This window comes from Paraburkholderia sp. BL18I3N2 (genome assembly GCF_003001875.1).
In the GTDB taxonomy this organism is placed as follows: Bacteria; Pseudomonadota; Gammaproteobacteria; order Burkholderiales; family Burkholderiaceae; genus Paraburkholderia; species Paraburkholderia phytofirmans.
In genome coordinates this window covers 674,443-691,474 of the sequence record NZ_PVNC01000001.1, presented here as the reverse complement: position 1 = coordinate 691,474, position 17,032 = coordinate 674,443, and the positions used below count along the sequence as shown (strand labels likewise).

The following is a 17,032-nucleotide window of genomic DNA, read 5'->3' as shown; positions in this document are numbered from 1 at the left end:
TCAAGGCTCGAGGTAGGGGTTGGCTTGCGCGAATTCATGCTCCAACGCGAGCAGCACCCGCGCGGCGTGCTCGATCTTCGCACGATGCTCGGGCGGCGTCGAACTGAGCAACGGCAAAATCGGCCCCATGTCGGCGATCCTGGAAAACGTCACGGCGTCGTGAAGCACGCGAATCAGCGAGATGTCGTCGCGCAGGGTTTCGAGCGGCAGGAAGGCGTCGTAAAGACGTTGCGCCGTCTCGCGATCACCGGTTCTGACCGCTTGCAGCAAGGCGGTGACCATGCGCGCCTGATCCAACATTTGTCCGTAGTCCGGGCCGATTGCCGGAATCACGCACGTGCCATGACCGAAGAGGCCAACTCGTGGCCGCGGATCGGGGACTCGTTCATGATGGCTCGCCCCATGAGCGGAGCGCTCGCGGCAGCACTGGGGCTGAGAATGTCGTCAAACAACCTGGCACAGAGTCCGGCTTGACGAATTCTTCGCGTGGATCGCAAACGGCGCAAACTACCCGACGTCGCTTTTGTATGACAATAGCGCTTTGGGCGCTGACATTTATCTCACCATCGCCGTGCTGCATGCGAACAGATATATCGGCAATCAGTGCGATTTTGACTGAAATTTTGGCAGCAACCGCTAATTAGAACGCTTTCGCGATAATGTTGCCAATGAATGGCATCAAAACGGCTACTACGAGAAAATTACCCACATAAACGATCGATGAATGTTAATTCGATCAGAAAATCAGTTACAAAGAGCGTTTCATTCGCATTCTCACCGAAACACCGTCGCTGGCATTTTGTTAGAAACCAGTTCTCGCTCTGCGAAATAAATTTTGGTGATAGATTATGAAAGTAAAAACCACCCGACGGAATGCCGTACCGCAATTCACCGCAACGGGATGTCTGCGAGCCTGAGAGAGTAAAAATTGTCGCTACATTTTATCGAGCAGATGGCACCGCTACTGAACGCCGCCGACGAAGCGGAATGGTTCGGTGCAATCGCGGGCCTTGCCGAGACGTGGGGCTTCGACAAGCTTTTGATTGCCATGCTGCCGCGCCCGACCATTCGCCTGGAAGACGCTTACGTGCGCAGCACGTACTCACCCACCTGGCGTCGTACCTATGACGAGCAGGGACTGGTTCACATCGATCCGACCGTTGCGCATTGCGCTACCCGCGCCACGCCGCTGATCTGGTCGCCCGATATTTTCAAGACCGCGCCGCAGCTTTCCATGTACGAGGAAGCTCGCGCGCACGGGTTGCGCTCCGGCATAACATTGCCGATTCACGGGCCGAACCAGGAAGCCGGCATGATGTGCTTCGTCAATGACAACAATCCCAACGACGAATTCTGGCGTCATATCAACGTGGCATTGCCGAACCTGGTGCTATTGCGCGATCTGGTAATCGATACCAGTCAGCGTCATTTGAATACGCACGCTCAGACCTTATTGCCCAAGCTAACGCCGCGGGAACGCGAATGCCTGAAATGGACCGCACGCGGCAAATCCACGTGGGAAATCTCCCACATCCTGAACTGTTCGGAAGCCGTGGTGAACTTCCACATGAAGAACATCAGGACGAAATTCGGCGTGAATTCGCGGCGTGCGGCGGCCGTGATTGCAGCGCAACTCGGGCTTATTGACCCGGGTTGAGCAAGGCAGCGGCGTCGCGGCTGTACAGCACGCGCTCGGCGCGGCCCAGATCGGCGTCGGACACGGTTTTGGTGAAGTACAGACCCAGCAGGATCGAGACCGGCGCCGGGATTTCCGCACCGGACTCGAACCGGCTGCCGCGCGACTGCGTCACGCCGAAGCGCGCCCAGAAACGGCGTTGGCTTTCTTTTTTCTTCTTGCGGTAAGCAATGATCAAAACGCGGTCCACCGCCGTGGAAGGCTCCGCCGGGCGGGTTTGAAGGCCGGTTTGCGGTTGCCAATGATTTTCGAGGAGTTCCATTTTTCGGTCCTGTCGGTTGAGTGCAGTGCTTGTCTCGAATTCTGCGTTACCCGATAAGCATGCACACCTATCCAGGTAGGTAGGTGGCGGAAACATTCAAAATGCATAAGTTTTCTTGCGTATTGGGTACCCCAACACGTTCAGGAGAACGTCATGCAAACAGCAATCCGGATTGGAATGCGTCAGGAATTCGACAACGCGGACATTAACGAGATGTACCGCCTGCGGGCGCGGGTATTTCATGGGCGGCTCGGGTGGGATATTCCGACCATCGCGGGCATGGAGATCGACGGCTATGACGCGCTCGGGCCGCACTACATGCTGATCCAGGCCGACGACGGGCACGTGCGCGGCTGTTGGCGCCTGATGCCGACCGAGGGCCCCAACATGCTGAAGGACACCTTCCCGCAGTTGTTGCACGGCGCCGCGGCGCCGGTAGGGCGGCACATCTGGGAATTGAGCCGGTTCGCGATCGAAACCAGCGGCGAGGAGCAGTCGTTCGGCTTTGCTGACCTGACCATGCAGGCGATTCACGAACTGGTGACGTTCGCCGACCAGATGGGCATCACGCGGTATGTCACCGTGACCACGACGCCGATCGAGCGGCTGCTGCGCAAAACCGGCATCGACATCAGCCGGCTCGGGTCGCCATTGCAGATCGGTGTGGAGCGAGCGGTGGCGCTGGATATCGCGGTGAGTCCGAAGACTCGCACCGCGCTGTTCGGACCGATGGCCGTTGCTGCTTAGCTCTCGCCTGGCCGCCCGCTAGCTGCAGCCCGCTGCTACCGGGCTATTAGTCGGCGGCCGGTTCGCTGCCGCGAAAGCGGCGATTCGCCGCCGCATCAGGCGTCCTTGGAATTGCACTTGCCCGGTAGCACGGCAGCTCGCCGCAGCTTTCCGCGGCGAGAGCTGGCGGCAGGTCAGGAGCCGAACATCCGCTCGAGCGCGTTCTCGAGATGCGCTCGCATGGCGTTCGCCGCGCCTGGCGCATCCTTGCGGCGGATCGCGTCGAGCACGGCCCTGTGCTCCTCCTGCACGAGCCGCTGCCGCGCCACCGTCTTCACCAGCGAAAGATTGCGCGACAGGTTCATGCTGAACAGAATCTGCTCCTCGATGAACGACATGACCGTGATAAAAAAAGGATTCTTCGACGCGCGCGCCACCGCCAGGTGGAACATAAAGTCGTCTTTCGCGCCGATCCCTTGCGTCTCGATGATCCGCTCCAGCTGGTCCCATGCGTGCTGGATGGCCGCGATGTCGTCGGCGTCGGCTTTGAGCGCCGCCTGCTCCGCGGCGCCCGCTTCTGTCACGATGCGAAACTCATAGCAGCGACGGATATCCGACAGCGTTTCGAGCGGCGCGAAACGGCGCACGTCCGGGTCCGGCCGGCGTGCGACCGTCGTGCCCGAGCCGTGCCGGGTCATGATGATGCCGTCCGCCCGCAAGCGCGCCAAGGCTTCGCGGACCGTCGGCCTGGACGTCGCGAAACGCTCGGCCAGCGCATGCTCGGTCGGCAAGCGCTCACCTTCCTTGTACTCGCCTTCGACAATGCGGTTGAGAATGTCGCCGTAGATCTTGTCGGGCAAGCCCGTCGTTTTGCGCTCGTTCATCAGCGGACTGAAGCAGCTTGTCTGAGTAGGTTGTAATTGTAAGGCAAACCTTCCCTTGTCCCGGTCGCGGATATGCGTTGCGAATGGGAGTGAAGTCCCGCCAGCGCTTGCCCACAGGCGCTCGCCGAACCCCACGGCGCCGCCAAAAAATTTGACAATAGTTTGATTTACATCCAGGTCGAGTGCACGTTTTTCAGCGATCATTCAGGCTTACATCAGCGATGATCGTCATTGCGCCCAGCCGGTTGGTAACAGCTGCGGCATCCGGATCCTTCAGACGTGGAGTCGATATGTACACACGCATTCTTGTAGCGGTCGACGGCAGCAACACCTCCCGCCGTGCATTCGAAGCAGCGCTCGCGCTCGCCAAAGCCAGCGGTGCGGTCTTGCAGCCGTTATATGTCGTCGAGAACACACCGATGTATTTCGAAGCGCCCGGTTATGACCCGTCCGTCTTGCGCAATCGTCTCGTCGAAGAGGGCAAGGAACTCGGCGTCGAATTCGCCAAGGCCATGGCCGAGCAAGGCGTGAAAGGCGAGCTGGTGGTGAGCGAGGCGTCCACGATCGACGATGTTTCGGTCGTCGTACTCAAAGCCGCGGCCGACTTCAACGCCGACCTGCTGGTCATGGGCACGCACGGGCGACGCGGTTTTCAGCGCCTGATTCTCGGCAGCGTCGCCGAGCGCTGCGTGCGGCAGGCGAGCCTGCCCGTGCTGCTCATTCCGTCCGCAGCGGGCAAGTCCGGCAACGCGGACCGATGAGCGCCGCGCTGGTGCGCAATGCGCTTGACTGCCTTATCGTCGGCGCGTGCGCTCGTTCTGCAAAAGCGATCTTCTTCTGCCAAGGCATGAGCTGGGTTTGCCTGCTCACCTTCGTAGCAGTTCATAAACAAACTCACGAACGCCGGTGTGACATTGCTCAACTCGCCTGACTGCCCGAACGCGTCCTTTTGACGCGAAGCGGGCAACGCGGTCGATGGGACAATCTGTCAATACCCTCACTGGCTGCAGAACATGCTCACTCCTATTGCTGTTACGCACTCCGTCGGCACTGCCGATTCCGCAGCCTCTGCCGCACGTTCGTCGCCGGTGCGCGGCAGCCGCCGCGCGGCGCCGTCACGGGCAAGCGCGCGTTCCGCCGCTCGCTGTTCGAGTTGCGCGATGCGGCAGCTCTGTATGCCCCAAGGTTTGTCGCCGGACGAACTGATGAAACTAGAAACGCTCATCTGTTCCGCGCGTTCCGTTCAACGCGGCGAAGCGCTGTATCGCAGCGGCGACCGCTTCGACAATATCTACGCCGTGCGCTCCGGTTCAATGAAAACCGTCATGATGCACCGCGACGGCCGCGAACAGGTCACCGGTTTGCGGCTCGCGGGCGAAGCGCTTGGCCTCGACGGCATCAGCGACGACGTGCACGCGTGCAGCGCGCTCGCCCTCGAAGACAGCACGGTCTGCATCGTCCCCTATACCGCGCTCAAGTCGCTGTGCCGCGAAATCAGTTCGATGCAGGAACGTATGCACAAACTGCTGGGCGAGCAGATCGTGCGCGAAGCCGCGCAGATGATGGTGCTCGGTTCGCTCTCGGCGGACGAACGGGTCGCGGCATTTCTGCTCGACGTCTCCGAGCGTAACGCGCGGCGCGGTTATTCGTCGGCGGAATTCAATCTGCGCATGACACGCGAGGACATGGGCAGTTACCTCGGCATGACGCTCGAAACCGTGAGCCGCACCCTGTCAAGATTTCAAAAGCGCGGCCTGATCGACACACAGGGCAAGCACATCCGGATCGTCGATCTGGACGGTCTGCGGCAAGTCTAGGCCCTTGGCGGGAGCACGGCCCGCGCCGCCGCGTCCCCCGCGCACGCTCTTTTTCACGCGCTTTCGTCTTGGCATGGCTCCTGCGAGCGGGTACAGTCTTTAGTCCGTCCCCCGCAAGGAGACCCGGCGAAATGAATCGCGACCCCGCCCCGCATCACCCGCTCGTGCAGCGGCTGATCGAAGCGCGTCAAGTGACCGACGCACTGTTTTCCATCGTCAAACCCGAGTTTCTGTATGAACGGCCGATCCGCGAGCGCCACCGGATCGTGTTTTACATCGGCCATCTGGAAGCTTTCGATCGTAATCTGTTCGATCAACGCCTCTGCGATCTGCCGGCGTTCGATCCAGAGCTCGACCAGCTCTTCGCCTTCGGCATCGATCCCGTCGACGGCGGTTTTCCGACCGATCAACCAGGTGACTGGCCGTCGCTCGACGTCGTGCGCAGTTACGGCTCGCGAGCGCGCGAGCAGATCGACCGCGAGCTCGCTGCGCTAACGCACGCCGCGCAACTCGGCCGCAGCGGTGCGCAAGCCGACGCCTCCGAGCAATTGCTGAACGTGGCGATCGAGCATCGGTTGATGCATGCTGAAACGCTGGCGTACATGCTCCATCAGTTACCGCTTGCGCAGAAAGTCACCGAATTGCGTGAGCCCGTCGTGACGCGCGCGGAACCGCGGGACGCGTTGTCGTCGATGGTCAGCATACCAGCCGGCGCAACTGTGCTCGGCATGCCACGTGACGGCGGACGCTTCGGTTGGGACAACGAGTTCGGCGAAATGCGGGTCGAGGTGCCCGCCTTCGAAATCGACCGCCATATGGTGACGAATGGCGCATTCCGCGAGTTCATCGAGGCAGGCGGCTATCGCGAACCAAAGTGGTGGTCGGAGAAGGATTGGGCGTGGAAGGAGGCCGAGCACATCGAGCATCCCGCGTGCTGGTCGTGGCACGATGCAGGTGGCCAAGGTGGCGCGTGGACGTTGCGCACCATGTTCGACGAAGTGCCGCTGCCGCTCGACTGGCCCGCGTATGTGAGCCACGCCGAAGCCAGTGCGTACGCACGCTGGGCAGGCAAAGCATTACCCACCGAGGCGCAATGGCAACGTGCGGCACACGGCGCGCCGCACGCCGCGTCGGGCAATTTCGATTTTCGCAGCTGGGATCCGCGACCGGTCGATGAGTATCCGGACAACGTCAGCGCATTCGGCGTGGAAGGTCAATTCGGCAATGGCTGGGAGTGGACCTCGACGGTGTTCGACGCGCTGCCCGGATTCGAAGCTTTTCCGTTCTATCTGGGCTATTCGGCCAACTTTTTCGATGGTCAGCACTATGTGATCAAAGGTGGATCGGCGCGCACCGCGCAGTGCATGCTGCGGCCGGCTTTCCGGAATTGGTTTCAGCCGCACTATCAGTATGTGTATGCGGGGTTTCGGTGCGTGAGGTGATTGACGAATAAAGCATAAGGTGATCGGGTTTGCCGTGCTTATGCTTTATTGCAGATATGTGCGTACTTGTGGTTTAGATCAAGAGGATAGCGCCACGCCCTCCTCCATAGATCCTTGATCGAAACGGTTGGCTCATGATCACGCGACTCCCACGTCGATTGACGACTGGGCGAGCCTGATCTCGCCCAGGTAAGCGCTTTCGTCCAGTTCGCAATTGCGCCGGGCGTTACCGGCGTCATGATGGATTTCGACCCGATAGAGGCCACTGCCCTTGGCAAGCCCACCGAAGCGGAAATCGCCAAAGCAGTCCGAAACGGTCTCGCCAACCTTCTCGTCACCGACGTACAACGTGACGACTGCATCCGCGACGCACTCCGTCACGTCTCCCATCTGCACGCTGACGCTTCCTCCAATGAAGCAGGTTTCCCAGCGCTCGAGGCCGCTATACCACACGCGAGGCTTCGTGCCGAGATTCGGCCGCAACACCTTCAGCCCCTCGCGCCGGGCCTTCTCCTCCATCGCTGCGTCATCCAGCTTGACGGTCTCAAAGACGTCGGTGGGACAGGACTGCTGGCAACGCGGCAGGGGCCAACCCTGATCCAGCAGATGCGCATCGAAGATCCAGGTCTGTGGCAACTGAAGCTCTTCGTTCCAGACGATCGCTTTGTACGGGCACGACTTCACGATGTCTTTGCGGCCCCGCGCCTTGTCCGGGTCAATGATGACGATGCCGTCGGCGCGCTTGCGAATCGCATCGCCGCCCACCCGCATGCACGGCGCGTCGTCGCAGTGGTTGCACATGACCGGCAGATACGTGGTCTCGACCATATGAGCCTCGCCCTGGACACGGCGCAGGATGCGCACGGGGCTGTCGGCGTTGGCGGAGGCGGGCGCGGCATAGCCAGGGAAGTCGTTGCCGACGTGCTCGTCCCGCGCGGCGATGACGCAGTTCTGGCAGTTCTCGCAACGCCCGACCTTGATGACCAGATTCCACTTGCTCATTTCATGTTCCTCATGCTGCGCGACCGAGCATGAACGCCTCGGCGCTCCTCCATTTTTCGACCTGCACCAGGCAGGAGTTGGGACTCATACTGCTCGTGCCGGCGGTTTGAGACCGGTCGGGGGTCAGCATATTCATGCAGCCGCCGATCTCGACGCGCTCGCCGTCGATTTCAATCAGCATGAATTCGGCGCTCGCCTCGTACGACTTGACAACGCCCGCGTTGACCAGCGGCGAGACGTCGGCCGCACAGATCACGGCGCCGCGGTCGTTGTACACCTTGACCAGATCGCGATGGGCGATGCCTCGCAGAGCCGCGTCCGCCCCGCTTAGCCTGAGCAGCCAGAAGCGGTGGCCGCCGATCAGCGCGCGATGGTCATCGATGCTGTTCACCGAAGAATTTTTTCCGTCGCAATGGGTATGGAAGCTGTAACGACTGTGCGTGGCAATCAACTGGAGTGGATACCGTTCGGCGAGCTCGGAACGCATCCCCTCCCAGGACGGAATGTAGCGATTGAGCGCCGGCCGTTCGGGATTGTCCGCCGTGTGCCGCTTCAGCAACTCGGGTACGAACTCCAGTTTGCCGCTGGGCGTCTGCAGACCCGAGCCGAATTTTTCGGCGAACTGCGACGGCAACGGGTGGGGTTCCTGCAGATCTTTGCGCCGGCCCTCCGCGAACCAACGCATGTCCACCGGATGGCGCAGTTCGGGCTTCTCGGGCGGCACGACAAAATATCCCTTGCGGCAGAACTGGCGCCACGAAATATGATCCGGCAGATCCGACGAGTCAAAGACCCGCTTGACCCAGTCAAGCTCACTGCAGCCCTCGGTGAACACGGCGCCCAAGCCTAGCCGGGTCAGAATCGCGGTAAAGATGTCGTAGTCGGAGCGGGACTCGCCCAAAGGCTCGATGCACTTGTGCTGCAACGTCATGATGCGATGATTGACCGTGCTGTAGCCATGATGAGCGTAGCCGCCGGAATTCGACCATTCGCCGATGTCCCAGCGCTCCAGAGAAGTGCAGGCAGGCAGGATGATGTCGGCGAACTGAGCCTCGCCTTCCATCCAGATGGACTGGTTGACCACGAACTCGATGCTCGAGTGCCGGTAGGCGTCGGCCCAGCGCCCGGAATTCGTCACCGTACTGAAGGCGGATCCGCCGTAACGGTAAATCATGTGAATCGGCGAATACCCCGGCATCGGATAGGTGAACGGCGCGAACTGGGCCTCCTGCGACATGCCGTCCCACAGGTAGCCCGTAGCATGACCGTTGACGATGGCATCGGGAAGTTGCTGCCGCGGCACCATCTGCTTGACGGGATTCATGGTCAGGATATGCGGCATGCGCTGGTAATTGTTCACCGCGTTGGCAGTCCAGGCCAGATCGCCGGAAATGCCGCCGTCCGCATAGCCGGGGAAATAAAAATGGAGATCGTGAGGCACACCCGCTTCGAGGCAGCCGAAATTCACGCCCGGCTTGCCCCAGCCCTGCATCGCCATCATCATGATCATGCAGCGCGCCCATTGCGCGCCGGTTGCGCCTCGGCCCGCGCCACCGAATCCCGCACCGGTCATCCCCACAGCCAGGTGGACCTTCCGGTTGCCCCAGCGGCGCGCCAGCGCGCGGACGTCCTTGGCCGGCACGCCGGTCTCGCTTTCCTGCCACTCAGGCGTTTTCGCCACGCCGTCGGTCTCGCCGAGAAGGTAGGCTTTCCAGTCGTCAAACCCGGTGGTGCGGGTAGCGACGTAATCCTTGTCGTACAGGTTTTCCACGGCCCACACGTACATGATGGCGGTGGCGAGCGCCGCGTCGGTTTGCGGTCGGACCGGCATCCATCGCCCGCCGAGCAATTGTGCGGTGGGATTGCAGTGCGGGTCGATATGCACGAACTCAATGCCGAGTTCCTTGGCCCAAAGGCGTCGCGGTGTCCCCTCGAATCCCGCATAAGCGCCATTCGTGCTTTCGGGGTCGCAGGACCAGAAGACAATCATCTCCGCTTCCTTCAGGCAATCCTCGACACCGCCGTAGCCGGATGGAACGCCGATCCGCATCGAATTGCCGAAGTGATGCATCGCGCCCCAGTACCACCCTTCCCAACTGTCCGGATTCGCGGCGACCCGAGTGAAGCCGATCAGGTTGGCAAAACGCGTCAGCGAACTGAGGTAATAGCCCACATTGCCCCACTGGTGGTGGGAGGACAGCGGGAACGTAATCGAGCCGGGCCCATGAACGCGCTTCTGCCGGTTGATTTCTTTGGCGACAATGTCCAGCGCCTCCTCCCAACTGATACGTACATAGCCGGACTTGCCGCGGTTTTGCGGATTGCGCTCGCCGTCAGGATCGAAGTCGACTCGCTTCATCGGATGAAGAATGCGTTTGTCCGAATAGACGAGCGATTTGAGGGTCAACGCGTGCGGCGCGACCAATCCACGCCGTGGCGGACTGAAGCGGCGTCCGCGCGCTTCGATTACCCAGCTCGGCGCATCGGTGCTGTCGAGATCGATGGGGGTCACCCGGACGACGCGGTCACCGTCGACGTAGACGAACAGCGGGCCGCCATTTGTGCAAGTGGTGTAGCGGCGCGTGCCGTCGCGCATCCGCGTGCCCATCGGCAAACCGACGGTCTGCATCATGCTCAGTGTTTGCATGACCCAAACCAGCAGTTCGTCCTCGCCTTCGGTCACCACTTTGAAGTTCTTGGCGGCGTGGATAATCTCGCCCTGGTCCGGCTTGGGGGAAAAGAACTTCAGCGCGGTGGCGACATCCTTGAAGGCCATGCGCACGTCGGAGCGCCGGTGATTGCCGGCACGCGACCGAACGTGGCCATTCTTGAACTCGATGACCCGATTAATGCTTGTGTCCATGAGCCCGATCGAGACGACGAGGTCGCGCTGCTTCAGGCGATCACGATAGGCGGGAAACCGGCGTGCCGTCAGCTCAAGGAGCTTGGGCAACGCAAAAAGAATGGTCTTGAGGACCTGTCGTTTCATATTCGATCCAGAAAAACTTTATTGCGCAAGCGGCGGCATGAATACCGGAGCGGCGCGCTTACGCCGACATGTGAGCGCCCTGATTAGCGCGGTCACGTCAGGCCGGGAGTCAAAGGCCGGTACGCGTTAAAACGTATAGGCGACGTTGACAAAGACGCTAAGGGGATCGAGCCGGAGCGTCGATGTGGACACGATCTGCGTTCCAGTAGCTGTCTGTCCGTATAACGTCAGGTTGGTTTTCACCGGCATATAGTTCACAGTGGTTCCGACGGACCAGTGCTTCGTAATCGCGTAATTTGCCCCGACTTCGAATACCGGATTCCACGATGAACTGAGCGTGGCGTGTGCGGAACCGCCTGGACCCACGCTATCGGTGACGAACTGGCTATTGGTTGTCCGAACCTGGCTGAACCACGTATAGTTCACGCCTAATGCGGCGAATGGGCGGAATTTCGACTCGGCTGAGAAAAGGTGGTATCGAAGTTCGATCGCGGGCGGTATCGGTCTCGTCGAACCGAGGTTGCCATACTTCTGCAGTGTGCCGTCGCCGATCAGATTTACCTTCAACGGCAGTCCGAACAACATTGCCACACCAATGCTGTCGGTGACGTAGTACTCGGTGGTTATGCCCACCGTGTTGGTTGAACTGGCATGCGCCCCGCTGCCGGTCAACTGACGATTCACCGCTACGCCGCCGATGCTATCCACGGTCAGCGGTGTTGCATTGCCCTGCGGTGCAATGTGAAGCCATCCTGTCGACAGTGTCACGCTTCCGGCCGACTGCGCATTGGCGTTGCCGATCAAGCCGGCCGCGCAGATGCATGCTGCGATACCGACCGATCTGAAGGTGTGTTTGCAATTCTCCATGTCTCTTCTCCTGTCCCTTTGTCTAAAAACTTTTTATGAATTAGTGGTGTTACCGTTGAAATTTCCCGATTGACGGGTTCTTCTCCCTCTCTGCCGGATACAACAATTGCCTTCTTTACTTTCACCAATTAGGCATTCTAACTTTCCAATACAGCGATTCCATCGAATCGCGGCTCTTGCCACGCGTGCGTCTGATCAAGTTCTAATCCCGTGCGGAGACGGAGATGGAAAATGCGAACGGAAATCGTCCCAGAACGGAAGTCGCCAATACTTGCAACGCCGGGTCTGAAAGTTCGACGTGCAGTGAGACGCCGCGTGAGTTGTTATCAATCAGACTAATGGTCGTATTCTCGACGCCGGCTTCCGCGAGGGCCGCCCCCAGCGCATCCGTCATTTCGCGCCGTTTCAGTGCGGGCTTGAATATCTTGCCGACGCCCGTCAGAGGTATCGCATCCACGATCCGTATGCCCTTTGGCAACGCAGCACGTTCGTTTATCTCGCGGCGCAGGAACTCGGCAAGTTCGGCTTCGGTCGCGGCAGTGTCAGGTTTCAACTGGACATAGGCAACCGGCAATTCCCCGGCATGCATATCCGGGCGCCCTATCGCTGCGGCGATCTGTACCGCTGGATGCCGGTGCAGTGGCTCCTCGATGGCCGCCGGGTCGATGTTGTGCCCCCCGCGGATAATCAGTTCCTTCTTCCGGCCGGTGAGCCAGAAGTAACCGTCGGAATCGCAGCGTCCGAGATCGCCCGTGTTAAGCCAGCGCGTGCCGTCACCGCCTTCCATCCAGATGCCGCTGTTCTGGTCCGCGCGCGTATAGCCAGCGAACACGTTCGGCCCGGAGATAACCAGTTGGCCGACCTCATCCGCAACGCAATCCCGTATATACCGGCCGTTCTCGTCGACCACCACCGCTTTCATTGGCTGACCGGGCAGACGAAGGCCGATCGAACCGGCCCTGCGCTCGCCAAGCGGAGGGTTCACGCTGCTCACGCACGTACCTTCCGTGAGGCCGTAGCCCTCAAGGATTCTCACACTGGTACGCTCCTGGAAGGTGCGGAGCAGTTCCACCGGCATCGGCGCGGCGCCGCACAGTCCATACTCGAGCGAACTGATATCGTGTTCGCCAACCGGAACGTCCAGCAGCGATCCATAGAGTGTCGGGACCCCGCTGAAGAAGTTGATGCGGTAATGCTCGACAATTTCCCAGAAACGATTTACAACGCCGTCGCCCCGATAACCTTGCGGAGTACCAAGCACGACGTGGGCACCACGCGAGAACGCCAGCAGACCGGTCACCAATACGGCGTTGACGTGGAAAAGCGGCAATCCGCAAAAAATCGTCTTCCCCGGCCCAATGCTTTCACCAAGGAATTGACTCGCATTCCATGCATTGGCCACCTCGTTGGCGTGCCGTCGAATCGCAATCTTCGGCAGTCCGGTGGTGCCGCCCGTGCAGAAGAAGGACGATACGTCCTCGGCGCCGATTTCAACCGCGCTGCTGAGCACGTCGCCGTTTTCGCTGGCCATCGCGGTGCTGAAATCGTGAATGCCCACATGCGAAGGAACGGCACTATGAATGCCGCCAGGTCCATGCAATCTCGAGCACTCGTCGCGCTGCAGCGCCCTAGCCGCGGAACGTCTTTCGTGCGGCATCCGGTCGGCCGGATTAACGAGCACAAGATGCTTGAGGGACGACACCTTATGCAGCACCGCTTGCACTTTTTGCCATAGATCAGTGCCTGGAAATGGTGCCAGTGTGACGAGCACACTGGCACCCGAAGCATTGAGCAGTTCGCCGATGGCCTCGCCCTCCAGCAGCGGATTGATCGCGCAGACGATCCCCGCCGCCTCGCCGCCCCAGATCACGAAGTGCGTCTCCGGGAGGTTGGGCAGTACATAGGCGACAACTGAGTCGCGTTGCACGCCGAACCGCGAAAACAGGTTCGCGGTGCGCGTGATGTCGCGCACCAGTTGGCCATAGGTCCAGCATTCGCCGTTGCGGTATTCATCGACCGTCGCAAAGAACGAAAGCGCGGGGGCCGACAGATTGATGGAGGCACCCCGGCAAATCATCGCGTAGGTACTCGACGGCAGGTCCGCTAACTGAGCCTGCGTTTCAATGGCCCGGACATCGTCCATGTTCGCGACGCCTATCATGCTGCCTCGTCAACAACGAGGTTACGCTGTACGCCCAGATTGATGGCGCCGTCGCTGCTCACGATATGCGCCTCCACGATATCCCCCGCCTGCAGGTACTGCGGCCTGTCCTCCTGCATCTTCAGAAAAAGACGCCACTTTTCTGCTTCGGGCAGTTGCGCCGCGGCGCGCTGCTTTTCGGGCGACGGAATGCTCAGCGCACAGCCGGAAGGTGTGCCGGTGGCGAGCAGGTCGCCGGCGTGCAGGTCGTGAACGGCGGAAAGCTCGGTTAGCGTCTCGGCCGGACTATAGACAAGGCCCGCCGTGGAATCGCTCTGGCGGACCGTTCCGTTCACCATGAGCGTCAGCACGAACTCTTTCAGCTTTGGAATATCCTGTTTCTCGAGCAGGCAAAGGTAAGGACCCACCGGGCCGAACGTGCGATAGCTCTTGCCCTTGTAGAACTGCATCTGAGGAATCTGGATGTCTCGCGCGGAGTAGTCGTTGACGATCACGGCGCCGGCGATGTAGTCGTGAAGGTTCTCGTCGGTGACCGTTTCGCGTGAGTTGATGTCGCGTTTGAGGACAAGACCGAGTTCAATTTCGTAATCGAGGAACCGCACCTCTTTCGGCTTAATCACGGGCGAGTCGGCCGGAACGATGCAACTCGTCGCCTTCGTGAAGATCATGTTGAATTTCTTCACATCCGGATCCAGTCCGGACTCGATCATATGCTGGCGGTAATTCGCACCCTGACAGATGAATTGCTGATTGGCTGTCACGGGCGACAACCATTGCACTTCCGATTCGGGAATCGTCGGACCGCTCAGCATGAACAGCCGTTCGACCGGATTGGCCTCGATGAACTCCGCGGTCGTCTTGAACTCACCTGGAATCGGCGTGATCGCGCCGTTGGCGACGACGCCCCATTGGGGACGGCTATGATGGCTGAAATGCACAATGTGAAGTGCCATTGTTAGATCTCCGTATTTTATGGAAGGGATAAGTTCAGGCGAAAATCTTTGCCAGCCTGCGCAGCTTGGCGAACGTCAAGTCGGGGCTGCGGCGTAGATTCTTCACGAGCGCCACGACGCTCGCGGGCGTGAATTTCGGTTTGGTGAAGCTGCGTGGCATTGCCGGCCCCCATTGCGCCATCGCTTCACGACTCACCGCATGCACGCCGGCTGGCGCGTCGGCTGTGAAAAGATCGCCGTCGCAATAGTGTTCGTGCTTGTCGCCCCACGGGTCCTGCCAGTAGTCGAAAATCTGGCTGCCCAGGATATGCCGGCCGATCCCCCACGCGTGCGTCCAGCCTCTGTCGCGCAACACGCGCTGCCCCATGCCGACCGCGTCGGCGTCGACGACTTCGTACGCGCTATGGCTGTAGGTCGGCACGAAACCTTGTGCGAGCGCGAGCGTATGGTGATCGGCCGGCCTGTCGCCCAGATCGAGCCGCATGAACGCGACGACGGGCGAACCATCCGGAAGTACCTGCACGTCGCTTGGAATGAAGCCGAAGTGCTGCGTATACCATGCGCAAGTTTGCTGATAGTCGACGAGTTCGAGCACCACATGTCCAAGCCGGATGATCTCCGGCGCACATTCGGGCGGCCGCTGCGTTCCATTAACGCGCACAGTCGCGTCCACGGAATTGAACGGCAACGGTGGCCGATGGCACAGCGCCGAAGCCGGCGCCTGATCCCATATCGCATCGACGCGGAAACCGGAAGGATCAGTGAGCCGTACGGTATAGCCGCCACCCGGCAACAGCGACCGTTCGACCGCAGATGCGCCAGGCAACCTTGCAAGTGCATCAAGGTCGGCCCTGTTGTCGACCTGCAGTCCGAGCCCAACGAACCGGGATTTCGGTGCCTTCTGGATCACGTAGCAAAAATGCGAAGCACCCGTTCCTCGCAACAGGACAAGCTCTTCAGTGCGTGACGCAGTTCGGAGACCGAAATCATTAAGAAATTTTTCGGCTTTCACAAGATCCGGTCGATCGAAGATCAGGTAGGTCAACGCCGATGCTTTCGTCGTGGGATTGGGGTGACGGGCCGGCTGTACGGTAGTCAGTTTCATGGCAGGACGGAAATCAAACGGTTTGAATGACGTATCCGGCTTCGATAGCCGGCGCGCGCCGATGACATTCGACGTGACGAGCGTCGGATCGCCATTCCGGCTGCCGGACGAATTCACGCTGCCGAACAGGCCTAGCACGGTCGAGCTCATGCGTCGACGGCCGAACCGGGTTGTGCGGGCCGGAAGGCCCGGTGGTGTTGATTGCGCCTGTCTCCACTGTCTCTCCATCTGTCTATTTGCTTATTGGGCGTCAGCACACGCCGTTGTGACATTAAAGTCATCTCTGATAGTTTTGTCAATAGAGACATTCCAATCTATACTGGGACATGAGCAAAGACTGGAACTCTCTATGGCGAACTCTTTAAACCGGCCTGCGCCTATGCGCGCCGGCCGTGCGGCCCCCGTTTCCGCGGCGTCCGATTCCCCGGCCCCCGTTCCCGTGGAGCGTGAGCCGCGCGGAGCGCGCCGCAAGCGCGAGACGCGCGCCCGCCTCCTCGACGCAGCGCTCAGGCTCATGGCGGAAAAGGGCATGGAGGGCGTGGCGATCAACGAAATCACCGAGGCCGCCGACGTTGGCTTCGGTTCGTTCTATAACCACTTCGAGTCGAAAGAAGCCATCTACGCGACGCTCGTCGACAACGTGTTCGAGGAGTTCGGCGACATGCTCGATCGCCTCACCGGCGGCCTGTCCGACCCGGCGGAAGTGATCTCCGTGTCCGTGCGCCACACTCTGATGCGGGCGCGGCGCGATCCCGTGTGGGGACGCTTCCTGATACGCGAAGGTTTTTCGGCGCACATCCTGAGCCGCGGGTTGGGCCAACGGCTATTGCGGGACCTCGGCAATGGCATCGCCGCGAAGCGTTTCGTGGTCGCTGACCCCTTCATCGGCTTTCTTTCGGTGGGCGGCAGCGTGCTTGCGGCAATCGCAGCCGAACTGAATTTCGTCGCGCCCGGCGCGCCGGCGGCAGCGCTGCTCGATGAACTCGGCTTCAGCGGAGAGCACTTTGCCGAGCGCACGGCAGCAACGCTTTTGCAAACACTCGGGCTCAAGCGCGCGGAGGCCGAGAAGATTTCAACGCGAGCATTGCCGCTCATCGCGGCAGAAGTCGAGGCGGAATAAGGCGGACG

General features: G+C 60.4%; 15 protein-coding genes and 1 pseudogene. 7 read left to right on the top strand and 9 right to left on the bottom strand.

The window, feature by feature from the left end:
- Positions 1 to 282 (bottom strand): annotated as a pseudogene (locus B0G75_RS03175) (dihydrodipicolinate synthase family protein); the annotation flags it as partial.
- A 670-nt stretch (positions 283 to 952) separates the two neighbouring features.
- Between B0G75_RS03175 and B0G75_RS03170 the strand changes: the two are divergent.
- The gene (locus B0G75_RS03170) at positions 953 to 1,657 is read left to right on the top strand and encodes a LuxR family transcriptional regulator (RefSeq protein WP_106300542.1); all 705 of its coding nucleotides are present in this window, start codon (positions 953 to 955) and stop codon (positions 1,655 to 1,657) included.
- Here B0G75_RS03170 and B0G75_RS03165 read toward each other — a convergent pair.
- Positions 1,641 to 1,958, bottom strand: coding sequence for a hypothetical protein (locus B0G75_RS03165; RefSeq protein WP_106276804.1), 318 nt, complete (start codon positions 1,956 to 1,958; stop codon positions 1,641 to 1,643). The two genes, B0G75_RS03170 and B0G75_RS03165, sit on opposite strands and share 17 nt — an antisense overlap.
- Positions 1,959 to 2,111: 153 nt before the next feature.
- Here B0G75_RS03165 and B0G75_RS03160 point away from each other — a divergent pair, with 153 nt between their 5' ends.
- Positions 2,112 to 2,705, top strand: coding sequence for an acyl-homoserine-lactone synthase (locus B0G75_RS03160; protein ID WP_106300540.1), 594 nt, complete (start codon positions 2,112 to 2,114; stop codon positions 2,703 to 2,705).
- A gap of 173 nt (positions 2,706 to 2,878) precedes the next feature.
- On the opposite strand, the gene B0G75_RS03155 is transcribed toward B0G75_RS03160, so the two are convergent.
- Complete coding sequence (locus B0G75_RS03155) at positions 2,879 to 3,568, bottom strand: FadR/GntR family transcriptional regulator (RefSeq protein ID WP_106300538.1); 690 nt, start codon at positions 3,566 to 3,568, stop codon at positions 2,879 to 2,881.
- A 290-nt stretch (positions 3,569 to 3,858) separates the two neighbouring features.
- Here B0G75_RS03155 and B0G75_RS03150 point away from each other — a divergent pair, with 290 nt between their 5' ends.
- The 4 genes from B0G75_RS03150 (at position 3,859) to B0G75_RS03140 (ending at position 6,827) form a co-directional block, all read left to right on the top strand.
- Positions 3,859 to 4,329, top strand: a complete 471-nt coding sequence (locus B0G75_RS03150) for a universal stress protein (protein ID WP_106300535.1) — start codon at positions 3,859 to 3,861, stop codon at positions 4,327 to 4,329.
- Positions 4,326 to 4,499, top strand: a complete 174-nt coding sequence (locus B0G75_RS40465) for a hypothetical protein (RefSeq protein ID WP_181309145.1) — start codon at positions 4,326 to 4,328, stop codon at positions 4,497 to 4,499. The genes B0G75_RS03150 and B0G75_RS40465 overlap by 4 nt, the downstream gene beginning before the upstream one ends.
- 82 nt (positions 4,500 to 4,581) lie before the next feature.
- Positions 4,582 to 5,385, top strand: coding sequence for a fumarate/nitrate reduction transcriptional regulator Fnr (fnr, locus tag B0G75_RS03145; RefSeq protein WP_146142470.1), 804 nt, complete (start codon positions 4,582 to 4,584; stop codon positions 5,383 to 5,385).
- A 131-nt stretch (positions 5,386 to 5,516) separates the two neighbouring features.
- Entirely contained in the window at positions 5,517 to 6,827 is a 1,311-nt protein-coding gene (locus B0G75_RS03140; RefSeq protein ID WP_106300531.1) for an SUMF1/EgtB/PvdO family nonheme iron enzyme, read from the top strand.
- Positions 6,828 to 6,965: 138 nt separating this feature from the next.
- Here the strand turns inward: B0G75_RS03140 and B0G75_RS03135 are convergent, their stop codons facing one another.
- From B0G75_RS03135 to B0G75_RS03110, 6 genes are all read right to left on the bottom strand, one after another.
- A complete protein-coding gene (locus tag B0G75_RS03135; RefSeq protein ID WP_106300529.1) occupies positions 6,966 to 7,829 on the bottom strand; it encodes a 4Fe-4S dicluster domain-containing protein in 864 nt (287 codons plus the stop codon).
- Between the two features lie 10 nt (positions 7,830 to 7,839).
- A complete protein-coding gene (locus B0G75_RS03130) occupies positions 7,840 to 10,818 on the bottom strand; it encodes a molybdopterin-dependent oxidoreductase (protein WP_106300527.1) in 2,979 nt (992 codons plus the stop codon).
- 126 nt (positions 10,819 to 10,944) lie between these two features.
- Complete coding sequence (locus tag B0G75_RS03125; RefSeq protein ID WP_106300525.1) at positions 10,945 to 11,685, bottom strand: OmpW family protein; 741 nt, start codon at positions 11,683 to 11,685, stop codon at positions 10,945 to 10,947.
- Positions 11,686 to 11,887: 202 nt separating this feature from the next.
- Positions 11,888 to 13,846 (bottom strand): acyl-CoA synthetase, encoded by a 1,959-nt coding sequence (locus B0G75_RS03120; protein WP_106300523.1) that lies wholly within the window; start codon positions 13,844 to 13,846, stop codon positions 11,888 to 11,890.
- Positions 13,843 to 14,799, bottom strand: coding sequence for a fumarylacetoacetate hydrolase family protein (locus B0G75_RS03115; RefSeq protein ID WP_106300521.1), 957 nt, complete (start codon positions 14,797 to 14,799; stop codon positions 13,843 to 13,845). The genes B0G75_RS03120 and B0G75_RS03115 overlap by 4 nt, the downstream gene beginning before the upstream one ends.
- 34 nt (positions 14,800 to 14,833) lie before the next feature.
- Positions 14,834 to 15,904, bottom strand: a complete 1,071-nt coding sequence (locus B0G75_RS03110; protein ID WP_106301822.1) for a VOC family protein — start codon at positions 15,902 to 15,904, stop codon at positions 14,834 to 14,836.
- Positions 15,905 to 16,253: 349 nt separating this feature from the next.
- Here B0G75_RS03110 and B0G75_RS03105 point away from each other — a divergent pair, with 349 nt between their 5' ends.
- Positions 16,254 to 17,024, top strand: coding sequence for a TetR/AcrR family transcriptional regulator (locus B0G75_RS03105; protein WP_106300519.1), 771 nt, complete (start codon positions 16,254 to 16,256; stop codon positions 17,022 to 17,024).
- Positions 17,025 to 17,032 lie beyond the last annotated feature (8 nt).